Annotated in this window: 13 protein-coding genes; 6 read left to right on the plus strand and 7 right to left on the minus strand. The window is 54.2% G+C overall.

Annotated features, from left to right (window positions below):
- Window positions 1-5: 5 nt before the first annotated feature.
- The 4 genes from ABIE10_RS01075 to pabB form a co-directional block, all read right to left on the minus strand.
- Window positions 6-1,607 (minus strand): EAL domain-containing protein, encoded by a 1,602-nt coding sequence (locus ABIE10_RS01075; protein WP_019076975.1) that lies wholly within the window; start codon window positions 1,605-1,607, stop codon window positions 6-8.
- 130 nt (window positions 1,608-1,737) lie between these two features.
- The gene (sdaA, locus tag ABIE10_RS01080; RefSeq protein WP_016153391.1) at window positions 1,738-3,102 is read right to left on the minus strand and encodes an L-serine ammonia-lyase; all 1,365 of its coding nucleotides are present in this window, start codon (window positions 3,100-3,102) and stop codon (window positions 1,738-1,740) included.
- A 183-nt stretch (window positions 3,103-3,285) separates the two neighbouring features.
- Window positions 3,286-3,864 (minus strand): CoA pyrophosphatase, encoded by a 579-nt coding sequence (locus ABIE10_RS01085; RefSeq protein WP_016153390.1) that lies wholly within the window; start codon window positions 3,862-3,864, stop codon window positions 3,286-3,288.
- Window positions 3,865-3,867: 3 nt separating this feature from the next.
- On the minus strand, window positions 3,868-5,232 hold the full coding sequence (pabB, locus tag ABIE10_RS01090; protein WP_235117183.1) for an aminodeoxychorismate synthase component 1: 1,365 nt from the start codon (window positions 5,230-5,232) through the stop codon (window positions 3,868-3,870).
- An 80-nt stretch (window positions 5,233-5,312) separates the two neighbouring features.
- Here pabB and ABIE10_RS01095 point away from each other — a divergent pair, with 80 nt between their 5' ends.
- Entirely contained in the window at window positions 5,313-5,492 is a 180-nt protein-coding gene (locus ABIE10_RS01095; protein ID WP_016153388.1) for a YoaH family protein, read from the plus strand.
- Between the two features lie 6 nt (window positions 5,493-5,498).
- On the opposite strand, the gene ABIE10_RS01100 is transcribed toward ABIE10_RS01095, so the two are convergent.
- A complete protein-coding gene (locus tag ABIE10_RS01100; protein WP_016153387.1) occupies window positions 5,499-5,843 on the minus strand; it encodes a RidA family protein in 345 nt (114 codons plus the stop codon).
- 141 nt (window positions 5,844-5,984) lie between these two features.
- Here ABIE10_RS01100 and ABIE10_RS01105 point away from each other — a divergent pair, with 141 nt between their 5' ends.
- The 5 genes from ABIE10_RS01105 (at window position 5,985) to rnd (ending at window position 12,418) form a co-directional block, all read left to right on the plus strand.
- Window positions 5,985-7,895: an ATP-dependent DNA helicase gene (locus ABIE10_RS01105; RefSeq protein ID WP_016156792.1), complete on the plus strand. Its 1,911-nt coding sequence runs from the start codon at window positions 5,985-5,987 to the stop codon at window positions 7,893-7,895.
- A gap of 58 nt (window positions 7,896-7,953) precedes the next feature.
- Window positions 7,954-8,649, plus strand: coding sequence for a tRNA (adenosine(37)-N6)-threonylcarbamoyltransferase complex dimerization subunit type 1 TsaB (tsaB, locus tag ABIE10_RS01110; protein ID WP_047500618.1), 696 nt, complete (start codon window positions 7,954-7,956; stop codon window positions 8,647-8,649).
- Between the two features lie 94 nt (window positions 8,650-8,743).
- A complete protein-coding gene (locus ABIE10_RS01115) occupies window positions 8,744-9,328 on the plus strand; it encodes a Slp family lipoprotein (RefSeq protein ID WP_016153384.1) in 585 nt (194 codons plus the stop codon).
- A gap of 204 nt (window positions 9,329-9,532) precedes the next feature.
- Complete coding sequence (gene fadD / locus ABIE10_RS01120) at window positions 9,533-11,218, plus strand: long-chain-fatty-acid--CoA ligase FadD (protein ID WP_141875278.1); 1,686 nt, start codon at window positions 9,533-9,535, stop codon at window positions 11,216-11,218.
- An 84-nt stretch (window positions 11,219-11,302) separates the two neighbouring features.
- Entirely contained in the window at window positions 11,303-12,418 is a 1,116-nt protein-coding gene (rnd, locus tag ABIE10_RS01125; RefSeq protein WP_016156789.1) for a ribonuclease D, read from the plus strand.
- A 49-nt stretch (window positions 12,419-12,467) separates the two neighbouring features.
- On the opposite strand, the gene ABIE10_RS01130 is transcribed toward rnd, so the two are convergent.
- Both ABIE10_RS01130 and yeaW read right to left on the minus strand, forming a co-directional pair.
- Window positions 12,468-13,433 (minus strand): PDR/VanB family oxidoreductase, encoded by a 966-nt coding sequence (locus ABIE10_RS01130; protein WP_049282147.1) that lies wholly within the window; start codon window positions 13,431-13,433, stop codon window positions 12,468-12,470.
- 70 nt (window positions 13,434-13,503) lie between these two features.
- On the minus strand, window positions 13,504-14,628 hold the full coding sequence (gene yeaW / locus ABIE10_RS01135; RefSeq protein ID WP_003833746.1) for a carnitine monooxygenase, oxygenase subunit YeaW: 1,125 nt from the start codon (window positions 14,626-14,628) through the stop codon (window positions 13,504-13,506).
- Between the last annotated feature and the right edge of the window lie 44 nt (window positions 14,629-14,672).

The raw sequence follows: 14,672 nt of genomic DNA on the forward strand, positions 1-14,672 counted from the left end.
CGGGGTTAGCGAAACGGCATAACGTGCATACTGTGTCGCCCGTTATGCCGGGCGGGCGGCGGCGTGCTGCCCGCCAGCCATTTGGGAAAATCGCGCAGCGGCATCGGCTTTGCATACAAAAAGCCTTGCAATAAATGTACGCCGTGTCGGCGCAAATGCTGTGCCTGCGCCTGTGTTTCAACGCCTTCCGCCACCAGTTCGATATTCAGTTTTTTCCCCAAAGCGATAATGATGTCTGTGACGGTTGAGTTCACGGCGTCTGTCCCGATTGCCGAGGTAAATGATTTATCAATCTTCAGCACATCCGGGCGAAGCTTTTCCAGCCAGGAGAGCGAGCTGTTGCCGGTGCCGAAATCGTCAATTGCCAGCTTTACGCCAAGCCGATTTAACTCGCGCACGACCCGATAATCCACATCCAGTAACGCATCGCGCTCGGTGAGTTCGATAACCAACTGCTGAATAGGGTGCTGGCTGAACCAGTACTGGTTGAGATCTTTTAGCAGCGTACCGTTACGAAAATGGCTGGCGGCAACATTAATCCCAATATGAAACTGGCTGCTCATCGGGAATACGTGCCGTTGCTGAATGGTTTCTGCGATGACATGACGGGTAAGCGGCACAATCAGGTTGTGCTCCTCTGCGATGGGAATAAACACTTCGGGAGAGATCCAACCCTGGCGCGGGTTATTCCAGCGTAAAAGGATTTCCACTCCCATACATTGCTGGGTTTGCGCATTAAGTAGCGGCTGGCAAAACAGCTCGAATTCCCGTGCAGCAAGGGCCAGATTTATCTCCCAGGAGAAGCTCATTCTGCTGGCGGTCGCCAACCATGCCAGGTAGCCCACTAAAAAACTTAGGATCACCGCCAGCGGCAGTTGTGTTGGCAAATGTTTTATAGCCAGTTCGCTGGCCCCCGGACCGGTGACGCTGATAGTAAAGGGGAAATGTTGCGATGAGAGCTGGTAGCGTTTTTCATTATCCAGTTCAGGTAGCGTATCGACAACACCTTGTCCATATAGCAAATGGCGATTACCGACGGTTAAGCTGGCATGGGTAATTTGCGGTGGCTGGGGTTCAAGCAACATGGACGATAATAAATCAATGTTAACGATTTCCAGCACGCCATCTGAGCCATCGGCAGATGCTGGATACCATTGCGTCAGAATCGGACTGCCCTTAATCAACGAATGGTCGGTAGACAGCAGCAATTGCGGCTCCCGACTGGGTAATTCAGGCTCCAGTTGGCGAATAGGCACATTGCGATAGCCAAAAATGCTGGAACAATAAAGGACCCCGCTCTGAATCAGGCTGATAGAACGTACCGTTTGCAGTCTGGCTGCATGCTTACTCAGAGGTAAACGCGCGACTGAGCAGGGAAGCCCAATCAGCGGTAGCAGTACATCGCGTCCGGTCTGTAGGGGCAAAAGCACGTCATCCAACTCTTCAACGGCGTGGTTGGCAAAGGTAACGGTATTGCGATGATTTAAATTACGCTCCGAAATAAATCGGACAGTTAATGTGAGAATGAGCGTCAGTAGTGCACATAATGTGCAGACGATTAAGCGATTCCGGCGATAGTTCTTGATGATCCTTTGCGCTGTTTGCATGCGGGCCGCCCGATAAGCCGTTGGTCACAGTAGCCAACAGCAACAGAGCAAGTGTAGTGGGGAAAATTACGCCAGACGAGGGAGTGGGGGCAAATTCGCCCATCCGTCGCAGATGGGCGAAAAATAAGTATTAGTCACATTGAACTTTGATTGCCAGGCCACCGCGTGACGTTTCACGGTATTTGGCGTTCATGTCTTTACCTGTTTCGTACATGGTCTCAATGACTTTATCCAGCGAGACGCGCGGAGCGCTGGTACGGCGCATTGCCATACGCGCAGCGTTGATCGCCTTCACTGACGCAATGGCATTACGTTCGATGCACGGAACCTGTACCTGTCCCGCCACCGGATCGCAGGTTAAGCCGAGGTTATGTTCCATGCCGATTTCAGCAGCAACACACACCTGCTCAGGGCTCGCGCCTAACAGTTCAGCCAGACCCGCGGCAGCCATGGAGCAGGCTACGCCCACTTCACCCTGACAACCCACTTCTGCACCAGAGATAGACGCGTTCATTTTATACAACGCGCCAATCGCGCCGGCCGCCAGGAAATAACGGGTATAGATATCCGGGCTTACGGACTCGATGAAATGATCGTAATAGGCCAGTACCGCAGGCACGATACCGCAGGCACCGTTGGTTGGCGCAGTAACTACGCGACCACCCGCGGCGTTTTCTTCGTTAACTGCCAGCGCGAACATGTTCACCCAGTCGATCACGTTCATCGGATCGTTGGACAGCTTATCGCTGGAAACCAGCATACGACGCAGGGCTGAAGCACGACGAGGAACGCGCAGCGGACCCGGCAGCACGCCTTCGGTGTTCATACCACGATCGATACAAGCCTGCATGGTTTGCCAGACGTTACCAAAGTACTCTTCAATCTCTTTTTTACTGTGCAGAGCAAGTTCGTTCTGCATCGCCATGCCAGAGAGAGACAGGCCGGTGCTGTTGCAGTATTCCAGCATTTCGGTGGCGGATTTGAACGGATAAGGCACACTGACCTCGCCCGCGGCATCCTGACCAAAATGTTCTTCATCAACGATGAATCCACCGCCGATGGAGTAGTAGGTTTTGCTGTAAATGACGGTTTCGCCACTGTACGCGTGGATCTGCATTCCGTTTTCATGCAGCGGCAGGTTGCCGTTGTGAAAACGCATTCCGTCATTCTGCGGGAAATCCACTTCGTGCTGGCCCTGCGCAAGCAGCAGGCGTCCACGCGTTTCTACGTCGCGGATAAATCCGGGGATGCTGTCAATATCTACGGTAGCAGGCTCATTGCCCGCCAGACCCATAATAATGGCGATATCGGTATGGTGACCTTTACCCGTGAGCGACAGTGAACCATACACGTCGACGGCGACACGAGTAACGCTGTCCAGTAATCCTTTTTCGACCAGGTCATCGACGAACTGTTTACCCGCCTTCATAGGCCCTACGGTATGGGAAGATGAGGGACCAATCCCCACCTTAAACATGTCGAATAGACTAATCACGATAATACTCCTACAGGGCGACTGGGGTTTCCAGTAACGATGTTATAACTGCGCATAGTGTAAGAGGGAACGCGGCGATCGGCTTAACTATTCACATGAATTAAACTAATAGATAACCGCGGTTTTACTAATGTTGTGACCTGAGTTTCAAGTTGTCTATGGTGTGCGTAAAGATAAGTATAGTCAGGGCTTGACGCCAATTTGCAGCGCCAGCTCACGAATTATTCCGGCGGTCATTCCCCAGACGAAATATTGCTCATACCAGGAAAGCCATACACGATGTGAATCGCCGCGACGGTAGATATCCAGCGGATGATAACGACCTAAATGCAGGGCTTGTGCCAGCGGCATTTCGAACACGGCGGAAACTTCATCAACACTTGCGCGATACGGCAAATTTGGCGGGATAATGCCTACCACCGGCGTGACCTGGAAACCGGTCACGCTGTCGACCGGCGGCAGAACGCCAATCACCTCCACGCAGGATGGTGGGATCGCCACTTCTTCCTGCGCTTCGCGAAGGGCGGCGGCAATTAACGAGGCATCGCTGCTATCCACCGCGCCGCCGGGAAAGGCGACCTGTCCGGCGTGCTTGCGCAGATGAACGGAACGCTGAGTTAACAGTAACCCCGGCTGTGCACGACGCACGACGGGGATCAGTACGGCGGCCTGACGCTGGTTTAACGCAGTATGATTAACCTGCGGGCGCAGGAGTTGAAAGCGCGATAAAAAATCATCAAGCGTCAGGCTGCTGTATTCCACGTGTCAGTTCTCCAGTTGGTGCAAAATACGATTCACTTTATCAAACGTTTCCTGATACTCCGCATCTTCCTGGCTGTCCGCCACAATGCCACCGCCAGCGGAACAATAAATGCGTCCGTTGGTGGCTGTCAGCGTGCGAATGGTGATGCTGGTATCCATATTGCCGCAAAAGCTCAGATAGCCAATGCTACCGCACCAGGCGTTGCGTCTTTGCGGTTCCAGTTCGTCAATAATTTCCATTGCCCGCACTTTTGGCGCACCGGTAATAGAGCCGCCGGGGAAGGCGGCGCGCAGCAGGTCAGTGGCGTGCAATGACTCTGGCAGACGCGCGGTAATGGTGCTGACCAAATGATGAACGGCAGGGAACGGTTCGACAACGAACAGTTCCGGAACCTGTACCGAACCGGGTTCGGCAACGCGGCCGATATCATTACGCATTAAATCGACGATCATCAGGTTTTCCGCCTGATCCTTTGGCGAGTTCGCCAAAGATTGAGCCTGCTGACGATCGGCATCGGCATCTTCAAGTCTGGGCAGCGTGCCTTTAATCGGGCGCGTCTGGATGTGCTGGTTTTCCAGCAGAATAAAACGCTCAGGTGAAAGGCTGAGAATCGCCCCTTCCTCAAGACGTATAAACGCACTGAACGGGGCGCGGTTCGCATGGTTGAGACGTACAAACGCCAACCACTCATCGCCTTGATAATGCGCCTGAAAGCGCTGGGCAAGATTGACCTGATAGCAATCGCCGCTGTGCAGATAACGCTGCACCTGACGGAACTTTTCACCATACTGCGCACGGGTCATGTTGGACTGCCACGAGGATGTTAACGAAAACGGTTCGCGCACGGGTATCTGTTGATTTTCCAGCCAACGGCGTCGTGCCTGTACATCGGAGTGGCTAAGTAGCGACACCCTTTGCAACTGATGATCGACAATCAGCGCCCAATCGTAAATGCCAACCGCCATGTCCGGTAGCGTGATATCCTGTTCGGCTTCCGTTGGCAGAGATTCAAAACGACGGCCTAAGTCATAACCGAACAGACCCAATGCGCCTCCCTGGAAGGGAAAATCGGGATTATAATCGGGCTGAATAGTCAGCGATGTCAGCGCCGAACGTAAAACCGTCATCGGATCATCAACCGTTTGCATAGTGCCGTGATGGTCATGCACAACGGTCTCTTCTGCATGTGTGACCAGCGTTGTAATGGGGTCGGCGACCAGAATATCAAAGCGATTATGCGGATGGTCGGCATGGCCTGAATGCAAAAGCATTGCCCAGGGCTGGTGGCTTAATGTGGCAAAATAGTGCTCAGCGGCGTCCAGACGCCAGGGGAGTGTGATTACAGCGGGAGATAACGTCTTCATCAGTCCTGACTCGTTGCTACTTCACTGGCTATGTGCCGGGTAGCATGAAATAATTAGCGCTAATAATTTAGCAGGAGTTCACCATGATTGCAGGTTTACCTTCACTCACGCACGATCAGCAGCAACAGGCGGTTGAACGCATTCATGAACTGATATCCCAGGGGATGAGCAGTGGCGAGGCGATTACGAAAGTGGCTGCTGAATTACGCGCCAGCCATACCGGCGAGCGGATCGTGGCGCGTTTTGAAGATGAAGACGAATAACGCCGCTTATACCGCAGCGATAATCTTAATTTCAACTTTGTATTTCGGGTTCATTAACCCGGCCTGAACGGTACAACGTACCGGCGCGTGACCAGCAACAACCCATGCGTCCCAGGCTTTGTTCATGGCGGCAAAATCATTTTTGTCCGCCAGGAACAGGGTGGCATCAAGAATACGTGACTTGCTGCTGCCCTGTTTTTCCAGCACCGCATCAATTTGCGCCAGCGTATTTGCCGTTTGCTCAAAGGCGTCGGCATCCAGATTTTCCGGTACGCCGGTGTAATACAACGTGTTGTTGTGGATAACCACGTCGGACCAACGCGCTTCGGCATCAATGCGCACAATCGTCATAAATCATTCCTCATTTACGTTTTTTCATAATGGCTTCGGGTTGCGCCAAGACTGCCATAATGTTGTGTCCACGTCACCTCTTCAACTGGCGAAAGAGCCGCTGGCCTGACATAATCCCTGTTCAAATGAACAGGGGGCAGTGTGACGGACGATTTTGCAGCAGACGGTCAGTTGGCTAAAGCGATACCCGGTTTTAAACCGCGTGAACCACAGCGGCAGATGGCCTTCGCCGTCAGCCATGCTATCGAAAAATCACAGCCGCTTGTTGTCGAAGCCGGAACAGGAACAGGTAAAACCTACGCTTATCTTGCCCCCGCGCTGCGTGCCGGAAAGAAAGTGATCGTCTCCACGGGCTCGAAGGCGTTGCAGGATCAGCTATACAGCCGCGATTTACCCACCGTTGCGAAGGCTCTGGAATTCACGGGTAAACTGGCGCTGCTGAAAGGGCGTTCAAACTATCTGTGTCTTGAGCGTCTCGAACAACAGGCGCTGGCGGGCGGTGACCTGCCGGTACAGACTTTAAGTGACGTCATTCTGCTACGCTCCTGGTCAAATCAAACCCTTGATGGAGACATCAGCACCTGCGTCAGCGTGGCGGAAGACTCTCAGGCCTGGCCGCTGGTGACGAGCACAAACGATAATTGCCTTGGGAGCGACTGCCCGCTGTACAAAGAGTGCTTTGTCGTTAAAGCGCGCAAGAAGGCGATGGATGCGGATGTCGTCGTGGTAAACCACCATCTGTTTCTCGCTGATATGGTGGTAAAAGAGAGTGGGTTTGGCGAGCTGATCCCGGAAGCTGAAGTGATGATCTTCGATGAAGCGCATCAGTTACCGGATATCGCCAGCCAATACTTTGGTCAATCGCTCTCCAGTCGCCAACTGCTGGATCTGGCGAAAGACATCACCATTGCCTATCGCACCGAGCTGAAAGACACTCAGCAGCTTCAAAAATGCGCTGACCGACTGGCGCAAAGCGCGCAGGACTTCCGCCTGCAGTTGGGTGAGCCGGGCTATCGAGGAAACTTGCGGGAACTGCTGGCCGACCCGCGCGTGCAGCGCGCGTTTTTGTTGCTCGATGACACGCTGGAGCTGTGTTACGACGTGGCGAAACTGTCTCTCGGACGTTCCGCCTTGCTGGATGCCGCGTTTGAACGTGCCACGCTTTACCGTACTCGTCTGAAGCGCCTGAAAGAGATCAACCAGCCAGGTTTCAGCTACTGGTATGAATGCACCTCGCGCCATTTCACCCTTGCGCTGACGCCGCTCACGGTGGCGGATAAATTCAAAGAAGTGATGGAACAGAAGCCGGGCTGCTGGATTTTTACCTCCGCGACGCTGTCGGTAAACGATGATCTTCATCATTTCACCGCGCGGCTGGGTATTGAAGATGCCGAGTCGATGCTGCTGCCAAGTCCATTTGATTACACCCGCCAGGCGCTGCTGTGCGTGCCGCGTAATCTCCCGCAAACCAACCAACCGGGAGCGGCGCGTCAGCTGGCATCCATGCTGCGTCCTATTATCGAAGCGAACAACGGGCGCTGCTTTATGCTGTGTACCTCGCATGCGATGATGCGCGATCTGGCGGAACAATTCCGCGCCACCATGACCCTTCCCGTGCTGCTGCAGGGCGAAACCAGTAAAGGGCAACTGTTACAGCAGTTTGTCAGCGCAGGTAATGCGTTACTGGTTGCCACCAGCAGCTTCTGGGAAGGGGTGGACGTGCGTGGCGATACGTTGTCGCTGGTGATTATTGATAAACTGCCGTTCACCTCGCCCGACGATCCGCTGTTAAAAGCGCGGATGGAGGACTGCCGTTTGCGCGGCGGCGATCCGTTTGAAGACGTTCAGTTGCCGGATGCGGTAATCACCCTGAAACAGGGCGTGGGGCGTCTGATTCGTGACGCTGACGACCGCGGGGTGCTGGTGATTTGCGACAACCGTCTGGTGATGCGACCTTACGGTGCTACTTTCCTGGCAAGCCTTCCGCCTGCGCCGCGGACGCGTGATATTGCTCGCGCTGTTCGTTTTCTTGCCATACCAACGACTGAGTAATTTGTTACGGAGTGTGGTAAGATGCGCGCCAAATTTATTGACCTGATCACAAACACCCATGCGAATTCTGGCTATCGATACCGCCACAGAGGCGTGCTCTGTTGCCCTGTGGAATGACGGTACTACCAAGGCTCATTTCGAGCTTTGCCCACGAGAACACACCCAACGAATTTTACCAATGGTCGAGGAAATCCTGGCCGCTGGCGATCTCACGTTAACCGATATCGACGCTCTGGCGTTTGGTCGCGGTCCTGGCAGTTTCACCGGTGTACGTATTGGGATTGGCATTGCTCAGGGGCTGGCGTTAGGCGCGAATTTACCGATGATCGGCATTTCCACCCTGGCAACAATGGCGCAGGGAGCCTGGCGTAAGTCGGGCGCGACCCGCGTACTGGCCGCGATCGACGCGCGAATGGGCGAAGTCTATTGGGCCGAATACCTGCGTGATGAGAACGGCAACTGGCACGGTGAAGAAACCGAAGCGGTGCTAACCCCCGAGCAGGTGCATGCGCGTTTACTGCAACTGTCTGGCGAGTGGGTAACGGTCGGAACGGGCTGGCCTGCCTGGCCTGAGCTCGGTAAAGACAGCGGTCTGACGCTGAGCGATGGCGACGTTTTGCTTCCGGCGGCTGAAGATATGCTGCCTGTTGCCACGCAAATGCTGGCTGCCGGTAAGACCGTGGCGGTTGAACATGCGGAACCGGTTTATTTACGTAACACCGTGGCATGGAAGAAACTTCCCGGTAAAGAATGAATCTTAGTAGTACATCCCTGGTCAATTCGCACAGCCGTCAGTGCGCAGCATGGTGAATTGGTCGGGGCAGAAGCTAAGAAAAGGGAGTCGCAATATGGCGGTGCAAAAGCAGTTATTGAAAGGTGTGTTGGCGGGCGCATTCGCGTTAATGCTTAGCGGTTGTGTCACCATCCCGGACGCGATTAAAGGTTCGAGCCCTACGCCGCAGCAGGATCTGGTGCGGGTGATGAATGCCCCGCAGCTGTATGTCGGACAGGAAGCGCGTTTCGGCGGTAAAGTGGTGGATATTCAGAACCAGCAGGGGAAATCCCGTCTGGAAATTGCCACTGTTCCTCTTGATAGCGGGGCGCGACCGGTGCTGGGCGAAGCCTCCCGCGGGCGAATTTATGCTGATGTAAATGGTTTCCTCGACCCGGTGGACTTCCGCGGTCAACTGGTTACCGTCGTCGGTCCGATTAGCGGTACTGTGGATGGAAAAATCGGTAATACACCGTATAAATTCATGCTGATGCAGGTAACTGGCTATAAACGCTGGCATATTACTCAGCAAATTGTTATGCCGCCTCAGCCGATCGACCCCTGGTTCTACGGTGCGCGTGGCTGGCCTTACGGTGGCTACGGCGGATGGGGATGGTACAATCCCGGCCCGGCACAGGTTCAGACCATAGTAACTGAGTAACTCTTTGTTTTATGAGTAAAAGAAACAGCGGCTCGTCCGCTGTTTCTGCATTAACGTGGATATAAGAAAAATAAATAGTGACGTGCTTCGCAACCTTGTCGTTGTGTAATAAACAAACTGGTACGCTGAGTTAATATTATGTTAACAGTTTGTTTATTGCCTGGGGTTGTGATGACGACGAATACGCATTTTAGAGGTGATGTATTGAAAAAGGTTTGGCTTAACCGTTATCCCGCTGGTGTTCCTGCGGAGATCAATCCTGACCGTTATCAATCCCTGGTGGAACTCTTTGAACACTCAGTAAGACGGTATGCCGATCAGCCCGCGTTTGTAAACATGGGGGAGGTGATGACCTTCCGCAAGCTTGAAGAGCGTAGCCGGGCATTTGCGGCCTATTTGCAACAGGGACTCGGGCTGAAGAAGGGCGATCGCGTCGCATTGATGATGCCGAACCTGCTGCAATATCCGGTCGCACTGTTTGGGATTTTACGTGCCGGCATGATCGTCGTGAACGTGAACCCGCTGTACACGCCTCGCGAGCTGGAACATCAGCTCAACGACAGCGGCGCGTCGGCGATTGTCATCGTGTCTAACTTTGCCCACACGCTGGAAAAAGTCGTCGACAAAACGTCGGTGCAACACGTGATCCTGACGCGTATGGGCGATCAGCTGTCGACCGCCAAAGGGACCTTGGTTAACTTTGTCGTCAAGTATATCAAGCGTCTGGTACCGAAATATCACCTGCCGGATGCCATCTCTTTTCGTAGCGCGCTGCAAAACGGTTATCGCATGCAGTATGTGAAACCCGAAGTAGTGTCGGAAGATCTGGCGTTCCTGCAATATACCGGGGGGACTACCGGTGTGGCGAAGGGCGCGATGCTTACGCACCGTAACATGCTGGCTAACCTTGAGCAGGTTAACGCCACTTATGGCCCGTTGCTGCATCCGGGTAAAGAACTGGTGGTGACGGCCCTACCGCTGTATCACATTTTTGCACTGACGATGAACTGCCTGCTGTTTATTGAGCTGGGCGGTCAAAACCTGCTGATTACCAACCCGCGTGATATTCCGGGACTGGTAAAAGAGCTGGCGAAGTATCCGTTCACCGCCATGACCGGCGTCAACACGCTGTTTAACGCGCTGCTGAATAACAAAGAGTTCCAACAACTGGACTTCTCGTCACTACACCTTTCGGCTGGCGGCGGGATGCCGGTTCAACAGGCGGTAGCTGAACGTTGGGTAAAGCTGACCGGTCAGTATCTGCTGGAAGGCTATGGCCTGACGGAGTGTGCCCCTCTGGTGAGCGTCAACCCTCATGATATCGACTACCACAGCGGCAGTATCGGGTTACCGGTTCCTTCCACCGAGGTCAAACTGGTGGATGACGACGATAACGAAGTGCCGCCGGGAGAACCGGGCGAACTGTGCGTGAAAGGTCCGCAAGTGATGCTGGGCTACTGGCAGCGACCAGACGCCACCGACGAAATCGTTAAAGACGGCTGGCTGCACACCGGCGATATTGCGGTGATGGATGATGAAGGCTTCCTGCGTATTGTCGATCGTAAGAAAGATATGATCCTGGTGTCCGGCTTCAACGTCTATCCAAATGAAATTGAAGACGTGGTTATGCAACATCCTGGCGTACAGGAAGTGGCTGCGGTCGGCGTTCCGTCGGGCAGCAGCGGTGAAGCGGTGAAAATTTTCGTGGTGAAGAAAGATGCCTCGTTAACTGATGAGGTGCTTATCACTTTCTGCCGTCGTCACCTGACGGGCTATAAAGTACCGAAGCTGGTGGAGTTTCGCGACGAGTTGCCGAAATCTAACGTCGGTAAAATTTTGCGACGAGAATTACGTGACGAAGCGCGCGCCAAAGTGGACAATAAAGGCTGAGCGTTAAGTCAGCCAGCAGAAAACGCCGGGTAAACCGGCGTTTTTTTTGGCGCAAACCTAAGAGAGCACGATTTGAATTATCAAATGATCACCACGGACGACGCGTTAGCCACGCTGTGCGAAGCCGTCCGTGAATTTCCGGCGATAGCCCTGGATACCGAATTTGTTCGCACACGTACCTATTATCCGCAGTTGGGGCTGATCCAACTCTTTGATGGCAAACACGTTGCTCTGATTGATCCACTAGGGATCACCGACTGGTCGCCCCTGCGCGATATTCTGCGTGATACCGCCATCACCAAATTCCTGCATGCGGGAAGTGAAGACCTGGAAGTGTTTCTCAACGCTTTTGGCGAACTTCCGCAGCCGTTAATTGACACACAAATCCTGGCCGCGTTTTGCGGTCGTCCGCTGTCGTGGGGCTTCGCCTCGATGGTGGAAGAGTTTACGGGGGTGGCGCTCGACAAAAGTGAATCGCGTACCGACTGGCTGGCCAGACCGCTGACCGAGCGTCAGTGCGAATACGCGGCGGCTGACGTCTGGTATCTGTTACCGATCACCACAAAACTGATGGCTGAAACCGAAGCCAGCGGCTGGCTGCCAGCCGCGCTGGACGAATGCCGCTTAATGCAGCAGCGTCGCCAGGAGATTCTGGCGCCGGAAGACGCCTGGCGTGACATCACCAACGCATGGCAACTGCGCACCCGTCAGCTAGCCTGCCTGCAACTGCTTGCCGACTGGCGACTGCGTAAAGCACGCGAGCGCGATCTGGCGGTAAACTTCGTGGTGCGTGAAGAGCACCTGTGGGCGGTGGCGCGTTATATGCCGGGCAGCCTGGGTGAACTGGATAGCCTGGGTCTTTCCGGGAGCGAAATTCGTTTCCACGGTAAAACGCTGATCGCCCTGGTGGAAAAGGCCCAGGCTTTACCGGAAGAGTCGCTGCCGCAGCCGCTGCTGAATTTGATGGATATGCCAGGGTATCGCAAGGCGTTCAAAGCCATCAAAGCGCTGGTTGCCGAGGTGAGTGCGGAACATAATCTCAGCGTCGAACTGCTTGCTTCGCGTCGCCAGATCAACCAGTTGCTCAACTGGCACTGGAAATTAAAGCCGCAGCAATCCCTGCCTGAGCTGGTTTCCGGCTGGCGTGGCGAATTGATGTCCGATCGCCTCAACGCGCTGCTGCAGGAATACCCGCAGTAAGTCACCAGGCTCGCCGGGTCGCGCGTTTGCTGACCCGGCCTGCGCAACGCTACAGATCGAGCACCAGGCGCTTACCTTTGGCGCGCGAGCAGCAGATGAGCATGCTTTGCTGGCTGGCTTTTTCGTCGTCGCTGAAATACTGATCGCGGTGATCCGCTTCCCCTTCCAGAATCGTCGTTTCGCAGGTGCCGCAAACACCTTCCCGGCACAGGCACTCAACCCGGGCGGCTTTGTTATTTTCGATAACCTGCAAAATGGTCATCTCTTCCGGGACCACAAACTCGCGCCCGGAACGCGCCAGCACCAGAGTGAAGGCGTCGCCGCCTTTCTCTTCCACGGCAAATTGTTCGAAATGTAGCGTATTGCTGTCCAGCCCAAGGCGGGAAGCCGCTTCTCTGACAGCATCGTTGAGCACCGCAGGGCCACAGGTATAGATATGCGTGCCGGGTTCAACATCTGCCAGCAGACGGGCTAAATCGAGGCGGGTGCCTGCGTTCGACAGGTGCAGATGAATGCGATCGGCGCTGGGGTGTTGCATGAGTTCGTCATGAAACGCGCAGGTCTCCTGGCTGGGAGAGCAATAGTGCAGTTGCCATTGCATCTGAGATTGTTCCAGCTCCGGGAGTTGCGATAAAAACGGTGTGATGCCGATACCTCCGGCAATCAACAGATGTTTTTGTGCCTGAGGGGCGAGGGCGAAGAGATTGTTTGGTGTGGAGATCGTGAGTGTGTCGCCGGGCTTCACGTTTTGATGCAGATATCGTGAGCCGCCTTTGGACGCTTCCTCCAGGCGTACGGCGATTTTATAGGCGCGCGTATCGCGTGGTGAACTCATCAGCGAGTACGCATTGCTGTACAGGTTCTCGCCATCGCGCATCTGCACGATAACATGGCTGCCACCCTGAAACGCAGGCAGCGACTCGCCTGAGGTCGCCGTTAAGGTGAAGCATTTTACCTGCGCGGTAATCGTCTCAATCCGGCTGACCCGGACTTCTTGCATTTGATAATCAGACATTGCGGCCTCCCTAAAAAATCTGTCCGACGCGGCTCAGCGACGCGCCGGAACCTGTCGTAAAAGCCCCGGGTTATTCCTGAAAAACCTGGGCGACCAGATTATGGAAATGGGCAATGCCATGCTCGGAGATGCCGCTGCCGCTGGTGTCCGCCATAATGCGTCCCTGGCCGCGATACCCGCGCGATTTCAGCCCTTTTTGTACGCTTTCAACCAGACGTAAATCTTCAGGACGAAAGACGTTGCGATACCATTCGATCAGTTGTTTCTGCTCTTCGGTCAGCTCTTCGTTGGTGAAATAGATGTCATAGTTTTGCAGCGTGGTTTCCGCATCTACCGGGAATTCGTAGATAACGGTCATCATACCTTTGATTGGCGTCACGTTGAGCATGGTGCACGGCCACAGCCAGAAACCGTGGAAAGCGGCATCAACCCCTTCTTCGAACTTAAATGACTGCTCTGAAGGTTTGGCGAAACCGTATTGCAGCGTCCAGTTACCGTGCATGGTATGCCAGTAACGGTCAACCTGGACCGAGTCGGAAAAACCTGGATGGGCCGGACCGCAGTGGTAGCACTCCAGATAGTTATCGACAATATTCTTCCAGTTGGCTGGGGTACGAGTCGTAAAGCGCGCAGCAAGTTTCAGGTCATGCACGTCTGGGCAGGCTTCGATAACTTTGTCCGCAAGACCAGGGAGTTGTTCTTCCACGCTGCCCGCATTCGGATCCATGTTTATAAACACGAATCCGGCATATTCTTCCAGGCGTACCGGTGTAAGGTGCGCTTTTTCGCTGTCGAAGTTGGCGACGTTTTCGCAGTTACGCGCATGCGCCAGATTACCGTCAAGTTTGAATGCCCATGCGTGGTAAGGGCAGGTAATCACATTTTTCGCTTTCCCCTCGCCGCTCAACAGCTGATGACCGCGATGCGGGCAGACGTTGTAGAATGCCCGCAGCACGTTATCGCGCCCACGTACCAGCACGATATTCTCGCCAATCACTTCTCGGGTAACATAATCATTGGGTTTCGCCAGTTCGCTACTGTGGGCGACGCAAATCCAGCTTTTAGCGAACACCTTTTCTTGTTCGTGTTCGAAAGCCTGATGGTCGGTATAAAACCGGGCCGGGATAGTCCAGGCATCCTGCGGGTTGGCACAGAAATTTTGCGGCAGAATAAACTCAGGGCTCAGATTGCTCATTGGAATACCTTTAATTTGTGAGTAAGAGGATTTTTGTACTGGCG

The organism is Citrobacter sp. 506 (assembly GCF_050434985.1).
In the GTDB taxonomy this organism is placed as follows: domain Bacteria; phylum Pseudomonadota; class Gammaproteobacteria; order Enterobacterales; family Enterobacteriaceae; genus Citrobacter; species Citrobacter braakii.